The sequence below is a fragment of the Candidatus Krumholzibacteriia bacterium genome, from assembly GCA_035268685.1.
Lineage (GTDB): Bacteria > Krumholzibacteriota > Krumholzibacteriia > JAJRXK01 > JAJRXK01 > JAJRXK01.
The window spans coordinates 14,408-34,929 of sequence record DATFKK010000038.1 but is presented as its reverse complement, the minus strand read 5'-3'; the positions used below and the strand labels follow the sequence as shown (position 1 = coordinate 34,929).

Here is a 20,522-nt window from a genome sequence, read left to right as displayed (position 1 = left end):
TCACGGGGAGCGTCGGTGGCGGGACCCTCGGCCCGCAGCTCCACGGCCTGCTGCGGTCGGACGCGCGCTCGTCGGCATCGGACTCAGTGCTCGGCGTGGTCTGCCGACGGGACCGGAGCGCTCACGGTGGCCTCGGGTCCGTAGATCGCCACGGGAAAGAGGAGAGGGAGAACGTCCCCCGCGATCTGACGCCGTTTGTAGGCCCGGTGCGAGGCGCCGTGGTCGTCGTGGAGCGTCGCCAGATAGGACTCGACCGGGTAGATCTGGAACTCGGCCGCGACGTGATAGGAGGTGCTCCCGTCGACCCCGGCGACGAGGAGGTCGGCCGTGTACTTCAGCACTTCGAAGCCCCGCGCCGAGCGGCCCGACAGCAGACCACGATCGCCTTCGCCGACCAGCGTGTCGGTTCGATCGCGGATCCACAGGGGGCCTCCACAGAGATCGACGAGGCGACGCTCGAGGGCGTAGGCCTGCGCGTGGCTGCCCACGATGAACAATGCGCCCAGCACGTCCTGCACCGCACCGGGGTCGCCGAGACCGCGGGCGAGCATCTTCGACACGATCGACCCACTGCGCCGGCGCGCGGTGGATCGGCCGGGCGTATCGGGACCGGGACTCCGCGAAGGCATCTCGTGCGGAGCGCAGGTCATCGGATCACGCTTGAAGCGCACGTGATGGTGGAAGATCTCGATCGGTTCCTCACCGCGCCGCGCCGGGAGGACCCGCACCTGGAAGTGCCAGCACTGCGCATCGGCGCCGGACGCGTGGATCCTCTCCAGTCTCCCGGCGCCCGCACGATCGGGCACGAACCGGCAGCAGACGTCGACGCCACCGCCGACCTCCGCACCGCCGAGGAGATTGCGTTCCAGGTGCTCCGCGATCAGATCCTTGTGTCGCTGCCCGTCACGCACCGAGGGCCAGTGATCGATCGCGAACAGGAGTCTGGCCAGGTAGAGCTTCCGCTGTGCCTCGAAGCGGATCCGTGGCGCCCCGTGGCGGAAGCAGGCCTGGAGCAGCGAGCGCGCGTCCCGCATCGCGCGCACCTCGGGCCGGACCTCCAACTCCCCGGCCGCGGCACCGGGGACGAACTCGAGCAGGTCGTCGAGATAGGCGTCGGCGTCGACCAGACACGCCGCGAAGGCCGCGACCTCGCGATCGGCACCCCGGCCGTCGGACGGTAGACGCGCGAAGAGATCGTGCTCGGTGATCTCTTCGCGCCCGAGCCGACGGGAGAGCGATCTCCAGAATCGCACCGCCCCGGGATCGGTCCGCGGCAGGAAGGGGTCGAGCAGTCGGTGCACCGGAGGAACGACCGTCGAAGGCCGGACCCGGTGGGCAGAGTGCTCGGACGACCGGCCTCGATCATCGGGACTCATTGTCGTACCGGCCAGCGCTGGGATCGTTGCGCAGACTCGTCAGGAACTCGTCCAGAGGGCGATCGGCCCCGGGATAGCGCGCGGTGACGTCGCCGCCGTTCTCGAGCTTCAGGACACCCCGGGGGCAGACCGCGGCACAGACGCCACAGCCGACGCACGAGGCCCGGACGATGTTCTCCCCCCGCTGCGCGTAGGCCCTGACGTCGATTCCCATCTCACAATAGGTCGAGCAGTTGCCGCACGACATGCACTGGTCGCCATTGGTCGTGATCCGGAATCGCGAGGCGAACTTCTGGAAGATGCCGAGGATCGCGGCCATGGGACATCCGAAACGACACCACACCCGGCTCCCCAGGATGGGGTAGAACCCCACGCCGATCACACCGGCGAACAGGGCCCCGATGTAGAACCCGTACCACTCCCGCAGGCTCGACGACAACGACCCGAAGAGGCCGCCTTCCGTCGCGAAGTCGATCCACAGCGACACGGTGGTCACGGTCACCAGCGCGAGCACCGGGTAGATGATCGCTCGCTCGACCTTCCACGAGAGCGTACTCTTGCTCGAGAGCTGGCGGAACGGATCTCCCATCGTCTCGGCCAGACCACCGCAGCCACACACCCACGAGCAGTACCATCGTTTGCCGTAGCGGTAGGTGAGGATCGGCGTGAGCACGAAGGTCGCGATCGCGCCCCAGAAGATCATGAACACGCCGAGACGCCCGGAATCAAGGATCCATCCCATGCCGGCGCCCGCCGGCCACAGGTACTCGGGCTTCAGCGGCCAGAAGTAGGTGAAGTAGAACTCCGGCTCGTTGAAGGCCTTCAGGATCTGCGGAAGCAGAAAGGCGAAACCGAGCTGGAAGAACATGACCGAAGCGGTCCGGATCTGGTGGTAGCGGCTGTGGCGGTACTTCCCGAACATCCGCACACCGAAGACGAGCACGGCCACCGTGTACAGGAAGCCGTAGAGGAACCACTGGTCGGCGGGTTGCCCTGTGAGCATCCGCGACAGCGGATCGACCAGGTCGATGACACGCGACAGTTGCCCGGGGAACCAGTACAGCAGCACGTAGAATCCGGTCAGCCCTACGCCCAACAGCCACGCGGACAGCCCCCGCGCGCTGATGTGATCGAAGAACACCCCGTCGTGTCGAATTCCCTCGGACTGGGTCCGGTAGCGGTCCCAGAAGTACACGGCCGTCGCGGCACCGAGAACGGTCCACCCCGCCACCAGCATCGCGGGAAGGTCCCACGGACTGCCGGCCGTGGCGCCGAGGACGAGCTCGGTGATCGCGAGGGCGATCGCCGCGAGCGCCACCCGACCCACCAGGGTCCCGTGCGATGGCTTCTGCCTCCGTGGCGGTCGCGAGAAGCCTTCGGCCTCCTCGTCGAAGTCGTGCTGAAGCATCCGCGCGTCGATCATGCCATTGCTCCCTGGAATTGCTCGCGGAGGGATCTGCGGATCTCGGACTCGTGCCGGACGAAGAACTCGGGATCGAAGTTGCCCTCGTGCAGGTGGTCGAGCACGTACTCCACGTCTCGTCCGTCGCGGATCCATTGCTCGCAGGTCCGGTGTCGGTATCGGATCCCCATGAAGTTGAGACCGGTCACGCTCCCGGCGACGTGGACGATCCGCACTGCGTGCATCCCGTCGTCGTGCTCCCAGTAGAGGTTCTGCTCGCCGTCGACGTTCAGGTTCACCCGCCCGTAGACCTGGTACTCGAGATCCAGGAACTTCGCGGAGTTGTACCAGGTTGCGGGCTCGTATCGACGTTCTCGTCCGGCGATCACGTCGCCCACCACCTCGCCCTGTGCCTTGCCCGTGTACCACACCTGCTGGATGAGATTACGCCCTTCGGTGCCGTCGTCGATTTCGGCACAGTCACCGGCCGCGAAGACGTTCTCGACGTTGGTCCGCAGGGAGGGGTCGACGATGATTCCGCGGCCCGTCGCGATCCCGGTGTCGCGCACGAGGTCGAGGTTCGGCGAGACACCCGCCGTCAGACCCACGACTTCACAGGCGATCACGTCGTCCTGATCGGTCACCACCGAGGCCACACGGCCGTCCTCGCCGGCGACGATCTCCCGGAGCTGGGTCTCCAACCGCAGGTCGAAGCCGTGCTCGCGCACGAGGCGGCTGACCATGCGTGCCTCTTCACGCGGCAGCACGTTGTCCCAGTAGTCGCGCTCGCGCACGAGGAACGTCACGTCGATCCCCTGCGTGTGCAGCATCTCGGCGAGCTCGATCCCGATCAACCCGCCGCCCACGATCACGGCGCGTCGGCAGTTCCGCGTGTTCTCGTGCAGGAGGCGCAGGTCCATGAGGTCGTACAATCCCTGGACACCCGGGAGATCCTGTCCCGGCCAACCGAACCGGTTGGACTTGCTCCCCGTAGCGATCAGGAGCTTGTCGAAGTCCATGCGACCGCTGCGTTGCAGGTCCAATCGATTGCGCTCGAGGTCGATACCGACCACCCAGTCGCGTACGAGATCCACTCTCTGCTCGCCCCAGAACGTGTCTTCGTAGGGCTTGGTGTCCTGGTACCGCATGTGACCCATGTAGACGTACATGAGCGCGGGGCGCGAGTAGTGGTAGGTGCTCTCGCCGGAGACGATCGAGATCTTCCAGTCCGGCTGGTGTCGTCGAACGCGGAGCGCGGCGGTGACACCGGTGACTCCGTTGCCGACGATGGCGACGTGCATGAACGACTCTCCCTCGACGTGACTTCCGGATCGGACCCGCAAGGAAGGCTACGGGTCGGCAGCAGTGGCGTGACGCTGGGACTCGTGCCACTCGCGCCCACGTCCCTGTGGAGTCGCGTCACCTGCGTTCGGAAGCCGCCGCTCTCGTGGCCGCGGGCGGGCATTCCGGCATCGGGACTCGACGATGCAACGTCTTCGTGGAGATCTTCGCCTGGTCCGCGGCCGCACACGCGGTGCCCGGCGCAGGTCACCTTCGGACTTCAGGGTCGGAGAGCTGCTCCGGCGACGCCGTACACTACCCCTGCTCCTCCACCACTCCCGCCACGACCGTCGACGTGCGCGACTCCGGCCGCCCCCTCTCCGCCCAGTGCAGGATGCCCAGCGCCGTCACGCTGAGCACCGAGTATCCGCCGACGAACGGCACGAGTGTGCCGTCGAGCATCTGCCCGATCGCCCCGCCGAGCGCGACCGCGATCGCAAGCGACAGCGACGCCACGAGTGCCGCCCCGACGCCCGCCACGTCACCCAGGGTCTCCATGGCCAGGGCGTTGATGTTGCCGAAGACGATGCCGACGAAGAAGAAGGCCGCCAGCAGGTACAGCATGAGCGTGACGAAGGGCGGAATGCCCGCATGGGCCAGCGTGACCGCCAGGTACGCCAGCGACAGCACAGAGATCGCCTGCAGGGCCCGGCGCGTGAGGTGGAACATGCCGTGGCGCGACACCAGACGACGGTTCACCAACGCGGCCACGCCGATCGATGCCGCCACCATTCCGAAGTACAACGCGAACAGGTCACCCACGCCGTAGATCCCGACGAAGATCTGCTGTGACGAGCTCAAATAGCCGATGAACGCCCCCGACGACACCCCGGCCGCCGCGGTGAACCCCATGGCACATCGCTGCCGCAGCACGACCCCCGCACTGCGCCCGAGTTCTGCGAACGACAACGGATGCCGCTTTGCCGGCGTGAGCGTCTCGGGCTGGCGCAGCGCGAACCAGGTGGCCACGCCCACCCCGAGCAGCAGGAACACGGCGAAGATCGCCCGCCAGTCGGCCACCGCGAGGACGGCCTGCCCCAGGAAGGGAGCCAGGATCGGCACGAGAATGAACACCGACATGATCGTCGACATGATCTCGGCCATGGCGCGTCCGGCGTAGAGATCGCGGATCAGGGCCATGGACACGCTGCGCGGTCCGGCCACGCCCAGTCCTTGTAGGAAGCGTCCGACGAGCATGGTCGTGAAGGTCTGCGCGAAGAGCGACAGAAGACAGCCCACCGCGAAGACCACCAACCCCGAGAACACCATCGGCTTGCGGCCGGTGCTGTCGGAGATCGGTCCGTAGAGCAGCTGGCCGAAGGCCATGCCCACCATGAGCGTGGTGATCACCTGCTGGGTCCGGTTCGCGTCCGTCACGCCCAGGTCGGCCCCGATGCGCGGCAGTGCGGGCAACATGGCGTCGATCGACAGCGCCACCAGCGAGACCAGCAGCGCGATCATCGCGACGAACTCACCGTGGCTGGGCTGGCGCGGCGGAGCGGCAGGGGACGGGCTCGACGACATTCCACGGCTCGCGGGTGCGGGGAGCGCCGGCGGCACCGGCAGGCCGAGAAGTTCGGTGCGCGGGGCAGGGTCGGCAAGCCCGGGGGTCGGCAGGACGCGAGGGCGGGGAAGGGTGTCCACCGCAGCCGTCCACCATCACCCTCGCCGGGCGCACGGCGCCCTGCTCACGCCGTCGCCCCGATGCGTCGACACGGGGCCGCCCCTCACCCCTCCCGGCTCGACCGTCGGAAGCTCTGCACCCCGTCGACCGGCCCCACCACGACCAGTTCGTCCTCGGGTTGCAGCACGGTGTCCGCGTCGGGCATCTCGACGACCCGCACTCCGCGCTCCGGGTCGCGCCGGGTGATCTGCAGCACGTAGAAGCCCCAGGTCCGCCGGGGCGCGAGGTCACGCAGCGTGCTGCCCGCATAGGTGGGCGGAACGTGCACGCTGGCGACTTCGAATCCCTCGGGCAATTCGACGAAACGGTCGCGCGCGCGATCCCCCACCGGCCCCAGGCGGCTGAGGAGGTTTCCCTCGCCCAGGATCTCCTGCTTGTACACGCCGATCAGGTCGCGCTTGGAGATCCAGCCGACCAGCCGGCGTGACTTCGTGTCGGCCAGCACGGGCAGACGCTCGGAGTTCTGCGACCAGAACTTCTCCATGGTCGTGGCCAGGGTGTCGTCGGGAGTGGCGAACGCGAAGTCGGTCTCGACGAGATCGTGCGCGACCACCACCTCCAACGTGTCGGCGTGCTCGAGCATCTCCTTGATCTCGTGCAACGGGATCGCGCCGACGAAGGCATGGTCGTCGTCGATCACGTACAAGTGATTGAAGCGATGGCGCAGGAAGGCCTCGACGATCGTCTGGAACCGGGCTGCACGGTGCACCGCCTCCGGATCGTCGTGCATGACGTTCCGCACCCGCAGGCTCTTCATGACGCCTTCTTCCGGACCACGCGGCAGGTCCACGCCTTGTCGATTCAGCGCGTCGACGAACAGCGACTCGCGCTTGATCCGGCGGGCGGTGGCATAACTGATGGTACTGACGAGCATCAGCGGCAGGATGATCTGGTACGAGTCGGTCTGCTCGAAGATCATCAGGATCGCCATGAGCGGCGCGTGCGTGGTGCCGGCGAGCACCGCGGCCATGCCCACCAGGGCGTAGGCTCCCGGGGTGGCCGTCGACTCGGGAAAGAAGGAGTGCAGCGCGGTCCCGAAGGCACCGCCCAGCAAGCCCCCCATCATGAGTGTCGGCGTGAACATTCCGCCCGCCCCGCCGCTCGAGCGCGTGAGCACGGTGGCGATCAACTTGGCGAAGGGGAGCACGATCAACAGCTCGATCGGCAGCTGCTCGTTGAGCGCCAGGTTCACGGTCTCGTAGCCGTTGCCGTACACGTGGGGCAACCAAACGCCCATGCCGCCCACCAGCGCGAATCCGATCGCCGGCGCGAGGAAGCGCGGCAATCGCAGGCGCCCGGCACCCTTGTCGCACCACCCGACGGCCCGGATCACGCCGGCCGAGAACACGCCGGCCACCAGACCCAGCACGAGATAGCCGCCGAGTTCGTAGACCGACACGAGTTCGTACTCGGGCACCACGAAGCGCGGCAGCGAACCCATGGCGTTGCGCGCGATCAACGTCGAGATGATCGACGCCACCACCACCGGTCCGAACACGGGCAGCGCCAGGCTTCCGATCAGGACCTCGAGCGCGAAGAGCGAGGCCCCGATCGGCGCGTTGTAGGCCGCCGACAGACTCGCAGCGGCCGCCGCACAGACGAGGATCCGCAGGTCCTGCGGCTCGAGGTGCAGACGGCGTCCCATCCAGGAACTGACCGCCACACCGAATTCCATCATCGGGCCCTCGCGGCCGAGCGAGCCCCCGAAGGCCACGGTCAGGATCCCGCCCGCGGTCCCCGGCGCGTTGCGCCGCAGCGAGATCACACCGTTCTGCAGCGCCAGCGCCTGGATGATCCCCGGTGTGCCACGGCCCTGCATGCGCACGCGCAGGGCCAGACCGAGCAGTCCGAGCAGGAGTCCTCCCGCGGCCGGGATCAACACCCGTTCCTGCCAGCTCGCTTGCATGGCCCCGGCCAGCAGATCGCTGCCGTGGCCCCAGAGCGGTTCCTGCAGAAGGGCGATCAGGTGTGCGATGCCGATCGACGAGAAGCCCACGACCACGCCCACCACGGGGATGAGCACGAGCAGGGCGCTCTCGCTCGGAGTGCGCCGCTCGGTGCCGGCGAGGAGCCGGCGACGGAGCTGGGACAGCCAGGCCCGGGGAGTCTTCATGATCGGGCGCACTCTAGGCGCGGGAGGCGTTCGTTGTCGATCCCGACCGTGCTCGCCATGGGAATGCGCCGCCGGAAGCACAGGTCGCGCCACGGGCGCTTCAGCGAGGGTCGGACCCTCCGGCGGTGGTGGCTCCGACGCGCAGCGCCAGCTCCTCGGCTCGTCGCGTCCAGTCGTCGTCCGCCCCGTGACGGGCCGCCAGGTCGTCGATCAGTCCCTCGAGCTCCGAGGCCGCCGCGGCATCGCGCCCCAGCGCGTCCAGTGCTCCCGCGCGCAGGGTTCGCAGCTCGAGGATCCGTGCGTGGGTCGGTTCGCGCTCCGCGCGATAGGTCGAGAGCGCGGAGTCGACCAACACGAGCGCTTCGGTGGCGTCCCCCACGTCGAGGAGACACTCGGCGAGCTGGAACTGGACGTCGGCGAAGAGCTGATGGTCCTCGCCGAGCACGTCGCGCCGGATCCGGTGCGCCTCGCGTGCGTGGACCACGGCATCGTCGAAACGACCCTGCGCCCGTCGCAATGCGACGACCGACCCGAGCACGCGACTGGTGAGCATGTGGTCGGGACCGACCGCGCGCAGCGTGACCTCCAAGCCCTTCTCGACGAGGGGCGCGGCGACGTCGGTGTCACCCGCTCGCAGATGCGCGGTTCCGAGCATGGAATAGGCCCGACCGACCACGGCGTGGTCGTCGCCGTGCATCTCGCGACTCACCTCGAGTGCGCGCCGTAGATAGGGCTGGGCCTCCTCGTAGTTCCCGAGACGCGAGTTCACACCGCCGAGGTTGTTCAGGTGGTACACGAGCTCCCAGGGGTTCTGCTCGTCCTCCGGCTGCGTCACGAACAGCTCGTAGGCCGAGCGCAGCCATTCCTCCGATTCCTCCATGCGGTCCATCTTGCTGATCACGTAGCCGATCGTTCCCCGCGTCCATGCGATCTCGCCGATGCGGGGATCCTCGGCGGCTTCCTGCAACGCCAACGCCTGCTTCAGGAGGTCGACCGCCTCCTCGAGTCGCCCCTGCGCCTGCACGTCGACCGCGAGGTCACTGAGGATGACCGCGTAGCTCGGCTTCGATCGTGGGTACAGGCGATCGTGGATGGCCAGGGCCTCGCGCGCGGCGGCCTCTCCCTCGGCGTAGCGACCCTGGTCGTGCAGGTTGACCGCCAACGACCGGTAGGCTTCCATCGTCAACGAGTCGCCGCGCGCATCCCCGACAACCTGCAGGTCGTCGATCGCGTCGACGAGAAGGGTCTCGGCGGTGGCGTAGAGGCCCAGCTGGTGGTGCACGAAGCCGATCGTGTTGAGCAGCGGCCCGCGCAGCTCGGGCTGACCGGCGAGGTCCACCCGTGCCCGCCGTGCGCCCTGCCGGAGCAGCTCGCGCGCGCTGAGATCGGCGGCGTCGCCGCTCACGGGGTCGACCTCGGTGAACAGCTCGGTCAGGAAGGTCGAGATCGCACGGGCCTGCTCCGCCTCGGCACGGGCCCGGTGCTCGGCAGCCACCGCGCGATCGCGTTCCACGCCGAGACGCTGCGCGTTCACAACGAGCAGACCCGCCCCGGTGAGCAGGACCGCGATCGCACCGGCCACGGCGGTCGTCACCACGGGATGACGACGCATCGACTTCTCGAGGCGGTAGGTGAACGAGTCCGGTCGCGCCAGGATCGGGCGACCCTCGAGGAAGCGCTGGACGTCATCGGCGAGGTGGGCGGCCGACGCGTAGCGCCGTGTGCGATCGAACTCGACGGCCCGCAGACAGATCGTGTCGAGGTCCCCCCGCAGGCGACGGCGCCAGCGCTCGACGGTTCCCGTGTCGACGGTCGGAGCACGCGAGGGTGGAGCCAGCGCCGTCGGTTCGCGACCGGCCTGCAGCGCCCGGGTGACCGACTCGACCGCCTCGCCGAACGGGTGGACTCCGGTGAGCATCTCCCAGAGGATCACGCCCAGCGCGTACACGTCCGTTCGGACATCGGCCGAACCGGGATCGCCGTGGAGCTGTTCCGGACTCATGTAGGCCGGAGTGCCGATGCGCTGTCCCTCGACCGTCATCGTCGCGTCGATGCCGGTGGTGTCGGTGTCGAGGGCCTTGGCGATCCCGAAGTCGATCACCGCGGGGACCGCCTCACCGTCGATCTCCTGCACGAGCACGTTGCCCGGCTTCAGGTCGCGATGCAGGACACCCCGCGCGTGGGCGTGCTCGACGGCGCGGCAGACCCGCAGGAAGAGTTGCAGCCGCACCTCCAGCGAGAGATCCGCCGTGTCACAGTACGCGGTGATGGTCTCGCCCTCGATCAGCGGCAGCGCGACGTACGGGCGTTGCGTGGCGTCGTCGGTGCCTGCGTCGAGCACACGCGCGATGTTCGGATGGTCCAGCCGGGCGAGCGCCTTGCGCTCCCACTCGAAGCGGGCGAGCACGCGGCGGCCGTCGAGGCCCGGGCGGAGGACCTTGACCGCGACGTCGCGGGCGACGGGCTCGGACTGCCGGCCGTGGTAGACCATGCCCATGCCGCCCTCGCCGAGAACACCGACGATGGCGTACGGACCGATCACTTCGGGCACGGCGACACCGTCACCCAGCTGATCGATCGTGGCGCGCAGATGCCCACGGGTCCCGGCGCCGAGCACGCCCTCGTCGAGGATCGCGTGGTCGGACTCCTCCTGCGCCAAAAGCTCCTCGACCTCACGGCGGAGCTCGTCGTCGTCTCCGCACCGGGCGGCGAGGAAGCCCGGCCGCGCAGTCGCCGGCTGCTCGAGAGCCTCGAGCAGGACGGACTTGACGCGCCGATAGCGTTCCGCGTCCATGGATGCACGTCTCCGACCGGGGGCAGGCGTTGTCGAGTTGCCGTGGACCGGGAAACCCGGGCGCGGGCGTCACCGGACCTCGTCGGAGACTAGCAGATGGGACGGCCGGGGCTGAACGGGATTCAGGCTTTCGTGGACCACTCGCGAGGAAGCCCCGGTCACAGAGCACCTCGGGGCGTCGTAGATCCAGGTCGTCCCCCTTCGACCGCGGCACCCCGCGTCCGCCGAGAGCACTCCACTTGACCGACGGCTCCACTGCGACGAACCGAACCGCGATCCTGGTGCTCGCCGGGACCGGTTCCGACCGAACCCTCCACCGTGGGCTCGGTCGACGTGGAGCGGCGTCCCTCCGCGAAGCGATGCTCCGGAAGACGATCTCGACGGTGCGGCGCGGACGATCCGGCGCCGAGGTCTTCGTCTCGCTCGATCCCGCGGAGGCCGCACCAGCCGGCACCGTCGCCCTCCCTCAGCGCGGTGAGGACTTCGAGGCCCGCCTGATCGATGCCCTGGAGCGAGTCTTCGTCCGGGGCTACGAGCGGGTCGTGACCGTGGTCACGGACACCCCTTCGCTCCGGGCGCGCGATCTCGAGCGCGCCGTGCGCGCCCCGTGGGACGTCTTGCGACAGGGGCCCGCCCCGGACGGCGGCCTGTACCTCATGACGATCCGGCACGCGCACCTCGATCGGCTCCGGGGCCTGCCGTGGAGAACACCACGCCTCCGTCCGCACTTCGTCCGTGCCCTGGCGGAGACCGCGGACCACGGGTCTCGTCTCCGTTGGTTGCCCTCCCGCGCGGACGTCGATCGCCCCGAGGACGTCCACCGTTTCGACACCGTCCTCCGCGATCTGTGCTCGCGCTATTCCGATCCGCTGGTCCTGTCACCCGCCGATCTCGTGCGGTGCCGCACCCGACCGGCACGCACCGCCCTTCCTTCCTCGATCGCGCGGCAACCCGGATCGCGTCGCGGACCACCGGACGACGGGGCCCCGAGCCCGCTCCGTCGACCGTGGACCGCCCGACGCCAACGGATACGCCGCTGGGATCCGGGTCCCGCGACCCTGACTCGAGGAAGAACTCTCCGATGCACGACATCGTTCTCTGGGGCGCCATGCTCGTCTTCGGCGCCGTGCTCTGGCGGATCTCCCCACGTGTGACGAGTCCCGATCAGTTCTTCGGCGGCCGCGACCGCCGGGGGCGCGACATCGGCCTGGGTGTGCTGGTCGCCTCGATCGTCATCTCCTGGATCTTCGCCAAGTCGATCACGAACGCGGCCAACCTCGGCCGGAGCTTCGGCCTCGTCGGGGCCGTGGCCTACGCGGGTTGGTATCTCTCGATCCCGGTGGCGGGCGTGGTGATCTGGCGAATCCGTCGTTGCACGGACGCGCGGAGCCTGCCCGAGTTCGTCACCGGTCGCTACGGCAGGATGGCGAGTCTCGCCTTCCTCCTGGTGGTCCTCGTCCGTCTCATGAACGAGGTCTGGTCGAACACGGCCGTGGTGGGTTCGTACTTCGGCGCGAGTGGATCGGCGTCGTATCTTCTCGCGGCTCTCGTCTTCACTGCCATCACCCTCGCCTACAGTCTGCGCGGAGGTCTGCGGAGTTCGATCCTCACCGACGTGATCCAGATGGGTCTGGGACTGTTCCTGCTGGTCTTCGTGATGGCCCTGGTGGTTCCGCGCAGCACCCCCGGCCCTCTCCTCGAATCGGGATCGTGGACACTCGCCGGCGGTGTGGATCTCCTGCTCGTCGCCGTGCTCCAGTCCTTCAGCTACCCCTTCCACGACCCGGTCCTGACGGACCGGGCGTTCCTGACCCGGCCGCGGACCATGCTCCGGGGATACCTGCTCGCAGGTCTGGTCGCGGCGACGTTCATCGTCGTCTTCGGACTGGTCGGGGTCCACGCCCGGATCGAGGGGATCGCGGCCGACCAGGATGCTCCATTGCGGGTCGCCCAGGCCTTCGGGATCGCCGTGACCGCGGTGATGACGGTGCTCATGATGGTCTCGGCGGGTTCGACGCTCGATTCGACTCTCAGTTCGGTCGCGAAGGCGCTGGTGCAGGACCTGGGCGGCGCGGGCCGCGCCGGAGGCGAACGCGCGGTCTCGACACGGGTCTTTCGTTGGATCGTGGCGCGCGACTCGGTGGCACTGGGACGCTGGGCCATGCTGGGGGCCGTCGTCGTCGGATCGCTGCCGCTGTTCGCGGGCGCGGCGATCATCAAGGCGACCACGGTCAGTGGCACGATGGTCCTGGGTCTCGCTCCGGCCTTCCTGCTGTTCGCCCTGCCCTGGGCCGGTCCCTGGGCCTTCCATCTGGGATTCTGGCCTGGCGTGGGCATGGGCGTCCTTCACGCGACGAACGCCGTTCCCGGGAGTTGGGCCGTGGGCGAGGGCAGCTACGCCACCCTGCTCGGAGCCAATCTGGTCGGGACACTCCTGGTGTTCGGAGGATTCGGGGTCGGGGCCCTGCTCGACCGCGCACGCTCGCGCGCCCGGACGCGTGCCCTGGCCTCGACCACCGCGCTGATCGCGCTCGTCGGCGTCGTCGCGGTCCCGACGGCACGGGCCGACGGACCCGAGATCGATCTCGGCGGGCAGACGATGCTCCGTCTGACGACGAAGATGCGGGACCTCGATCGTCCCTCCACCGAGGTGTACAACGTCCGGTTGCTGGGCCGTGCCGAACAGGACGCCTGGGATTTCGTGGCCGAACTGCGCTTCCGGCAGACGAAGCTGAGGTCCTACAGCCCGTCGAACACCTGGCTGCAACAAGCCTACGCGCGGTGGACCCATCGAGACGGAGAACTCGACGTCGCCGCCGGCCTCGTCTACGACCAGCTCGGTCTGTTCTGGGACGGATCGTGGTTCGGGAACCTTCCCTACCTGAACGGTCACAAGCTCGATCCGGATCTCAACCTCCAGGTCCACTGGGACCGGCGGCCGTCGGAGGGTCTCGGCTGGGAGATCTGGCTACAGGGAAGCCCCGGCGAAGACGGTCTCAACGGCAGCTTCACCACCGCGGCTCGCGGCGAGCGATTGATCCTGGATGCCCCCGACCCGGAGGTGAGCACGTCGATCCGTGAGGCCCTCGCCCTGCGGGCGCGGATCCGGCCGAGTTGGCGCAGCGGTGACTGGGTGATCCGCCCCGGCGTCTCCGTGCAGCGATCGGTCCTCGATCGCACCGTCGAGACGGACGAAGGTCTCGTGACCGGGCATCAGACCGTCTTCGGAACCGAACTCACGGTGCAGTGGCGAGAACTCCGGGTGTTCGGGGAATTCCTGCACGAGGAGATCGAAGACCTCGGCACGCCGTCCCTCGATCGCGACTTCGTGCTCGCAGGATTCGAGATGCCGATCTGGCACTCCGACGAGGTCGAGGTCCGCGGACTGAACGTCGGAGCGAGCTGGCAGACGGCGGATCACTCCACCGAGGATTTCGAGGAGTGGTTCCTCACCGCACGGGTCGCGACCCGCGTGAACGAGCTACTGGGATTCACCGCCGAGTACGTGCGGTGGGAACTCGGCGACCCCGACCTGACGGTCCTCGATCGGATCGAGTTCATCGTGCACCTCCACTACTAGCCCCCGCGTCCCGACCGGAATCCCGGAACAGGACCGCGAGATCGAGTCTCCACGAATCGAGAGGAAGGATGGAAGCGATGGAAGACCCGAACACGACGACATCGACCAGCACATCGACGGACCGGCGTGCCGTCCCCGTGTCGAGCCGGGAGGCACGGGGTCCGGTGCTCGACTTCGTGGGGCTCGACGTGCTCTGGCTGCAGGTCACGGGGACCGTGTGCAATCTCGCCTGTACGCACTGCTTCATCACCTGCGGGCCGAAGAACGACTCCCACCCGGTGATGGCGACCGACGACGTGCTCTCGAGTCTGGCGCGCGCCGAACGCGAAGGCGTCAAGGAACTCTACTTCACGGGCGGTGAGCCCTTCCTCCATCCGGACATCCTGCTCCTGATCGAGCGTGCGCTCGCCGTGGCACCGCTCTCCGTACTCACCAACGGGGTCCTGATCGACCCACCCATGGCCCGGCGACTCCACGAGCTCTCGGAAGCGAGCGCCTACTCGCTCGAGTTGAGGGTGAGCGTCGATGGCACCACCCCCGAGGAGAACGACCCGGTGCGGGGCCGTGGTACCTACCACGCGATCATGCGAGGAGCGCGGTGTCTGGTCGATGCCGGGCTCCTGCCCGTGTTCACCGTGACGACCGTTCACGCGGTCTACGACCGGAGCGACGGACGCGAGGCCTTCCTCGACCACCTCCGGCACCTCGGGTTCACACGTCCCCGTGTGAAGTTCATCCCGCCCTTCGACATCGGACGGCAGGCCCGCCGCTCGTCCCGATCCGGGGACCGCACGACCACGAGCGGTGTCGCGGACGAGGTCCGCGAAGACTCCCGCTACCTGCGTCCCGACGATCTGCACGAAGGAGAGGAATGGGTTCTGCAGTGCGGGAGTTGCCGCACGGTCACGGCCCGTGGAGTGTACCCCTGCCCGATCCTGATCGAAGAGGACGGAGCGCGCATGTCCGACGACCTCGACGAGACCTTCGTCCCCATCGAACTCAACCACTCGGCCTGCACGACGTGTCACCTGGAGGGATTCTCGTGTCGGACCTGATGACGCTGCCCGGGAACCATCGACGGCTCGCCGTCTTCGGCGGGGTCTACAGCAACCACCGGGCCCTCGACGCCGTCCTCACGGATGCCGCGGACTGGGGAGCCGACCGGGTGCTGTGCCTGGGTGACGTGGGCGGCTTCGGTCCCCACCCCGACCACTCCGCCGATCGACTGCGCGAAGACGGCATCGTCGTGCTGCAGGGCAACTACGACGACAGCGTGGGCCACGGACTCGAGGATTGCCAGTGTGGATACTCCGACCCCCGGGACGAGCACTTCGCCCGTATCAGCTACGCCTACACGCTGGAGAACACCGGTGACGAGAACCGCCGCTGGATGCGGAGCCTTCCCCGACACGTCCGCCTACGGCTGGGAGGACTCCGTGTCCTGTGCGCCCACGGATCACCGCGTCGCGTGAACGAGTTCCTGTGGGAGTCGACGACACCGGAGGGATTCGTGGAACGGCTGCTCGCCGAACACGAAGCAGACCTGATCCTGGTGACGCACACCGGTCTCCACTGGAGCCGCATGCTGGCCGGCGATCCGGGTCGTGGGCTGGTGAACGTGGGAGCCATCGGGCGCCCCGCGAACGACGGCGATCCCGCCGTGTGGTACGCACGCATCGAGGTCCCGGTGGACGACGGAGCCCGCGTTCGGCCCCGGGTCGAGTTCCGGCGCGTGGAGTACGACCACGAAGCCCTGGCCCGCGAGATGCGCGACGAACGATTGCCGCGCGAATTCGTCGAGACGATCGAGACCGGTTGGTGGACGAGTTGCCTCGAGGTCCTTCCACAGAAGGAGAGGGCCCGGGGACGGTTCTGATCTTCCGAACTCGACGGCTCCCGTCAGCGACGGCTCCGTCGCCACTCCGCCACCAGGTCGAGCATCGCGGGCTCCCCCGGGGCGCCGGGGGCCAACGCCGTCTTGAAGCCGGCCTCCCGTGCCGCGCCCGCCGTCGTCGATCCCATGCAGGCAGCCGCCGCGCCGGTGACGTGCCCCCGCGCTTCCGCATCGAGGGTGGCGACGAACTGCACCGCCGACGGACTGTAGAATGCGACCACGTCCAGCGAACCCAGCGCGGGTCGTACTGGCTCCGGCACCCCATCGAGGACCGCGGTCCGATGGACGACCACGTCGACCACCGACCGGCCCGCCCCCCGCAGCACGCGGCCGAGCGCCTCACGCCGGCGGTCACTGCTCGCGAGGACGAAGTCCCGCGGTGCGTCGTTCACCTCCAGGAGCTCGCGGGCGAAGGCCTCTCCCGTGGCGTGCGCGCCGACGAAGCGCAGGTCGAAGCCGGCGTCGCGTACGGCGTCCGCCGTGGCCTCGCCGATCGCCGCGACGGGCCATGCCGCTCCGTCAGACCCTCGAACGCCGAGTGTCCGGGCCAGGTTGTCCACCGCGCGGGGACTGGGAAGGACGATCCAGGGAGAGTCCAGCGCCGCGATGCGCGCGCGATCGTGGTCGTCGAGTGCACGCGGTTCGATCGCGACGGTCGGTGCGAGCACCACGTCGGCCCCGCGGTCGCTCCATGCGACGGCCGAGGCGGTGTCGTGCGGTTCGGGGCGGGTCAGCCAGACGCGCAGTCCGGCGAGCGGGGCACTCACCCGCGCTCCCGCGGCTCCAGACCGAAGAGGGAGCGGAAGTCTCGTAGCTGCTGGTCGGGATCACTCTCGAGGACGCGGCGCTTGAGCTCGGTGGTCGGGCAGTGCAGCACCTTGTTCAACAGGCGACGCGTGACCCGGTCGACGAGCTCGAGATCGGCGTCGTCGCCCAGCTTGTTGCGGATCGCCTCGACCTCGGCCTGGCGCACGCACTCGAGCTGCATGCGCAGATCGTTCAGCGTGGGCACGGCGGCGCGAGCGCGATACCACTGCACGAAGTGACGGACCTGGTCGTCGACGATCTCCTCGGCCTTCAGCGCCTCGGCACGACGGCTGTCCTCGTCGTCGAGCACCAGCTTCTGCAGATCGTCGACGTCGTAGACGAACAGGCCGGGGATCTTCGCCACGTCGGCGTGCACGTTGCGGGGAACCGCGAGGTCGATCACGAACAGCGTGCGCCGGCCGGCCTCCTTCAGGGCGGCCTTCACACGGGACTCCGTCAGCACGGGCTCCGGCGAATGGACGGCCGTGACCACGATGCCGACCTCGCTCAGGTGGTCGTCGAGCTGGTCCCAGGGCACGACCGAGGCGTTCAACTCGTGGGCCAGGGTCTCCGCCCGTGAACGGGTGCGGTTGCACACCCGCAGGTCACGCACGCCGAACATCTGGAGATGACGCGCCGTGCGGGCTCCGGTGTCGCCGGCGCCGATCAGCAGTACGGACTGACCGGCCAGGTCGTCGAAGATCTTTCGCGACAGGCTGACGGCGGCCGACGCGACCGACACCGCCCCCTCGCTGATCTGCGTGTCGGTGCGCACGCGCTTGCCGCAGGCCACGGCCTCGTCGAAGGCCCGGTGCAGGACCTCGCGCGACAGGGCGTGGTCCTTCGCCCAATCGTGTGCGTCGCGGACCTGGGCCAGGATCTGACCCTCACCCAGCACCATCGAGTCGAGCCCGCTCGCCACGCGGAAGAGATGACGAACGGCGTCGTCCTCCTCGCGGAAGTACAGGGTGTCGGTCCAGCTGCTCGACGACACGCCGTGCAGTTCGGCGAGCATGCCGTCGATCCGCGCCCGGCCCCGATGGGGGTCGTCGCTGACCGCGTAGACCTCCATGCGATTGCAGGTCGACAGCACCGCGCTCTCGGTGATGAAGCGGTCGCACATGAGCATCTCGGCCAGCGCGTCACGCTTCTCCGGCGTCACCGCGAGCTTCTCGCGCAACTCGACTGGTGCGGTACGATGGTTCTGTCCGAGCATGCAGATCACGAAGCCGTCACCCCGAATCTGTGCGCCGAGTCGAAGAACCAGGAGATCATCAGGATCCCGACGACGACCGACGAGAATGCCACCAGATTGCTCGCGGCGACCCTTTCGCCCTGCCAGTCGCGCCGGCGTCGCAGCATCATGGCGGCGCCGTAGAGCAACCAGGTGAGCAGCGTGATGCACTGCTTCGGGTCCCAGCTCCAGTACTCGCCCCAGGCGCGATGGGCGAGCAGCGAGCCGAGCACCATTCCGATGGTCAGGAAGACGAAGCCGAGGCGGGTGGCGCGACGCGTCATGCCGTCGAGCCCCTGCAGCGACGGGAGCCGCCGCATCAGGAGACCGGGCTTCTTGTCGCGGAGCTGACGGTACTGGGCCAGGTAGGCGACCGACAGCACGGCGCTGATCGCGAAGCCACTCATGGCCAGGATGATCGCCGAGGCGTGCGGACCGTAGAGATGTTCGCGCAGCAGGGGTTCGACCTCGAGGGCCGGACCGATCGTGCTCGCCTTCACCATGAACGCGATCACCAGCACCAGGGCGAAGGGGCCGAGACCCCGCTCGTTGCCCCGTGCCTCGAGGTACAGATAGACCAGCACCGTGGACAACGCGACGAGCGAAAGCGATTCGCCCAGTCCCGTCGGCGGGCCGAAGCCCCGCCCGAAGCCCAGCAGAGCGAGTCCGAGGAGGTGCGTCCCGGCGGCCACCCAGAGAGCGACGCTCGCGCGCCGACCCACTGCCGCCGCGCCCGCCCGGAACCACTGGACGTAGAACCCGAGCGAGACTCCGTAGAGAGCTGTTGCACCCCAGAACGGCAAGAGTTGTCCGAACTCCACGCGGAGGGCCTCCTCACGATCCCGACGGGATCGTCGGTACCCGCACCCATCCGGGATACCGTGTCAGAAACTAGGCCAACGCGCCCCGCGCCGACCACAACGCTGTTGTGATGCACATCGACCAGGGCTGCCGTCGCCCCTGGGGCCGATTGATACCACAAACCACTGCCATATCATGCGTTACGACGAATCAGAACCAGCGTGACGTCGTCCGACCAGGGCTGTCCCTCCCCGAAGGAACGCAACTCCGCCAGGATCTCTCCCGGAATTTCGCTCAGAGGGGCCCCGCCGGCCAGGGCACGGCGCGTGACCTGCTCGAACCGTTCCAGGCCGAACTCCTCGTCGTCGGCCGGCCGGGTCCGTTCGACGATCCCGTCGGTGTACAGCAGCAGGACGTCTCCGGGATCCATGTGGACCAGCTCGCGGCGGTACTCGGCGTCGGCCAGGGGACCCATGACGATTCCGGTGCTCCGGAGTTGCTCGGTCCGCCCGTCGGTCCGCAACAGCAGGCCGGGATCGTGCCCGGCATTGACGTACACGAAGTTCCCGCTCGGCTCGAGCTCGCCGTAGAGCAGACTGACGAACCGGCTCGTCAGGCCGCTCCGGTGGATCACGCGGTTCAGCCGCTGGATGACCGAAGCGACCTTCAGGTCCTTCTCCACGCCCATGCGCAGACCCGTGACCACGTCGCGTGCCTGCAGAGCCGCGGGCAGTCCGTGCCCCGAGGCGTCGCCCAACGCCACGCCCATGAGGTGTCCGCCCACCGGGAGGAAGTCGTAGATGTCGCCGCCGACGGTCTCGGCCGGCTCCGACAGTCCGGCGAGCTCGTATCCCTCGAAGGGCGGCGCGGTCCGCGGCAACAGGCTGAGCTGGATGTCCTTGGCCTCTCGGATCTGCCCCTCGAGGCTCAGCTCCTTCAGCCGGTGCGCGATCGCGTAGCGCAGCGTGTTCAGGGTGAGCATGACCTCGTTGACGTCGGCGCCCTCGTCCACCCCGAAGGCCGCGATGTACTCGCGGTCGGGATCCAACGCGAAGGCCGCCGAGGTCTGCACACCCAGCCGGCCCTCGATGTCGTGGTCGAAGCGCTCGTCGTCGGGAAAGGTGTAGGTAACGCGCTCGTGGCTCAGCTCGGTGACGATCGGGTAGCTCGACGGCACGCGCTCGCCCAGCAGCGCGCGACCGCGGGCACCGAAGCTGCGCACGATGACGTAGTCGCCGTGGTCGCGTCGGTACAGACGGCCCGACGAGATCCCCGTCTCCGCACCCAGCACCTGGTCGCCGATCCGCGACAGGATGGTGGTGAGCATGGACTCGAGTCCCTGCTCCTCGTCGATCTGACGCAGGATGGCCTCGAGCTCGCGGTAGAAGGTCTTGTGACGGACCGCAGAGGTGTGTTCGGTCACCGAATCTCACTTCCGCGCGCCCCCTCGCGGGACGCGTCGGCGCTTTGGTAGCAGCAAGGACGGTCGTCGGCAA

The 20,522-nt window shown here is 68.5% G+C and carries 13 protein-coding genes; 3 read left to right on the top strand and 10 right to left on the bottom strand.

From position 1 onward, the window contains the following. Positions 1 to 83 precede the first annotated feature (83 nt). From VKA86_04380 to VKA86_04355, 6 genes are all read right to left on the bottom strand, one after another. On the bottom strand, positions 84 to 1,301 hold the full coding sequence (locus VKA86_04380) for a hypothetical protein (GenBank protein ID HKK70430.1): 1,218 nt from the start codon (positions 1,299 to 1,301) through the stop codon (positions 84 to 86). Positions 1,302 to 1,362: 61 nt separating this feature from the next. Further along, the gene (locus VKA86_04375; protein ID HKK70429.1) at positions 1,363 to 2,799 is read right to left on the bottom strand and encodes a 4Fe-4S dicluster domain-containing protein; all 1,437 of its coding nucleotides are present in this window, start codon (positions 2,797 to 2,799) and stop codon (positions 1,363 to 1,365) included. After that, positions 2,796 to 4,079 (bottom strand): FAD/NAD(P)-binding oxidoreductase, encoded by a 1,284-nt coding sequence (locus tag VKA86_04370; GenBank protein ID HKK70428.1) that lies wholly within the window; start codon positions 4,077 to 4,079, stop codon positions 2,796 to 2,798. The genes VKA86_04375 and VKA86_04370 overlap by 4 nt, the downstream gene beginning before the upstream one ends. Before the next feature lie 295 nt (positions 4,080 to 4,374). Continuing rightward, complete coding sequence (locus VKA86_04365) at positions 4,375 to 5,580, bottom strand: multidrug effflux MFS transporter (GenBank protein HKK70427.1); 1,206 nt, start codon at positions 5,578 to 5,580, stop codon at positions 4,375 to 4,377. Between the two features lie 266 nt (positions 5,581 to 5,846). Next, the gene (locus VKA86_04360; GenBank protein HKK70426.1) at positions 5,847 to 7,916 is read right to left on the bottom strand and encodes a chloride channel protein; all 2,070 of its coding nucleotides are present in this window, start codon (positions 7,914 to 7,916) and stop codon (positions 5,847 to 5,849) included. Positions 7,917 to 8,016: 100 nt separating this feature from the next. Further along, positions 8,017 to 10,710 carry a serine/threonine-protein kinase gene (locus VKA86_04355; GenBank protein HKK70425.1) on the bottom strand — a complete coding sequence of 898 codons (2,694 nt, stop codon included), beginning with the start codon at positions 10,708 to 10,710 and terminating at the stop codon, positions 8,017 to 8,019. A gap of 1,081 nt (positions 10,711 to 11,791) precedes the next feature. Here VKA86_04355 and VKA86_04350 point away from each other — a divergent pair. The 3 genes from VKA86_04350 (at position 11,792) to VKA86_04340 (ending at position 16,166) form a co-directional block, all read left to right on the top strand. Then, a complete protein-coding gene (locus VKA86_04350; GenBank protein ID HKK70424.1) occupies positions 11,792 to 14,290 on the top strand; it encodes a hypothetical protein in 2,499 nt (832 codons plus the stop codon). Between the two features lie 164 nt (positions 14,291 to 14,454). Continuing rightward, positions 14,455 to 15,345 carry a radical SAM protein gene (locus VKA86_04345; protein ID HKK70423.1) on the top strand — a complete coding sequence of 297 codons (891 nt, stop codon included), beginning with the start codon at positions 14,455 to 14,457 and terminating at the stop codon, positions 15,343 to 15,345. Then, positions 15,333 to 16,166 carry a metallophosphoesterase family protein gene (locus tag VKA86_04340; GenBank protein ID HKK70422.1) on the top strand — a complete coding sequence of 278 codons (834 nt, stop codon included), beginning with the start codon at positions 15,333 to 15,335 and terminating at the stop codon, positions 16,164 to 16,166. Before VKA86_04345 ends, VKA86_04340 begins: the two co-directional genes overlap by 13 nt. A gap of 23 nt (positions 16,167 to 16,189) precedes the next feature. On the opposite strand, the gene VKA86_04335 is transcribed toward VKA86_04340, so the two are convergent. The 4 genes from VKA86_04335 to VKA86_04320 all read right to left on the bottom strand — a co-directional run bounded on the left by VKA86_04335 (position 16,190) and on the right by VKA86_04320 (position 20,449). Beyond that, positions 16,190 to 16,951, bottom strand: a complete 762-nt coding sequence (locus VKA86_04335; GenBank protein HKK70421.1) for a uroporphyrinogen-III synthase — start codon at positions 16,949 to 16,951, stop codon at positions 16,190 to 16,192. Then, positions 16,948 to 18,207 (bottom strand): glutamyl-tRNA reductase, encoded by a 1,260-nt coding sequence (gene hemA, locus VKA86_04330; protein ID HKK70420.1) that lies wholly within the window; start codon positions 18,205 to 18,207, stop codon positions 16,948 to 16,950. Before hemA ends, VKA86_04335 begins: the two co-directional genes overlap by 4 nt. Before the next feature lie 5 nt (positions 18,208 to 18,212). Then, the gene (gene ccsA, locus VKA86_04325) at positions 18,213 to 19,046 is read right to left on the bottom strand and encodes a cytochrome c biogenesis protein CcsA (GenBank protein HKK70419.1); all 834 of its coding nucleotides are present in this window, start codon (positions 19,044 to 19,046) and stop codon (positions 18,213 to 18,215) included. Positions 19,047 to 19,219: 173 nt separating this feature from the next. Then, complete coding sequence (locus VKA86_04320; protein HKK70418.1) at positions 19,220 to 20,449, bottom strand: PP2C family protein-serine/threonine phosphatase; 1,230 nt, start codon at positions 20,447 to 20,449, stop codon at positions 19,220 to 19,222. Positions 20,450 to 20,522: the final 73 nt, after the last annotated feature.

Excerpts from the sequence above, each read along its gene's own strand:
- VKA86_04375 (HKK70429.1), bottom strand. The coding sequence starts at position 2,799 with ATGATCGACGCGCGGATGCTTCAGCACGACTTCGACGAGGAGGCCGAA.
- VKA86_04370 (HKK70428.1), bottom strand. The coding sequence starts at position 4,079 with ATGCACGTCGCCATCGTCGGCAACGGAGTCACCGGTGTCACCGCCGCG.
- VKA86_04365 (HKK70427.1), bottom strand. The coding sequence starts at position 5,580 with ATGATCGCGCTGCTGGTCTCGCTGGTGGCGCTGTCGATCGACGCCATG.
- VKA86_04360 (HKK70426.1), bottom strand. The coding sequence starts at position 7,916 with ATGAAGACTCCCCGGGCCTGGCTGTCCCAGCTCCGTCGCCGGCTCCTC.
- VKA86_04355 (HKK70425.1), bottom strand. The coding sequence starts at position 10,710 with ATGGACGCGGAACGCTATCGGCGCGTCAAGTCCGTCCTGCTCGAGGCT.
- VKA86_04350 (HKK70424.1), top strand. The coding sequence starts at position 11,792 with ATGCACGACATCGTTCTCTGGGGCGCCATGCTCGTCTTCGGCGCCGTG.
- hemA (HKK70420.1), bottom strand. The coding sequence starts at position 18,207 with ATGCTCGGACAGAACCATCGTACCGCACCAGTCGAGTTGCGCGAGAAG.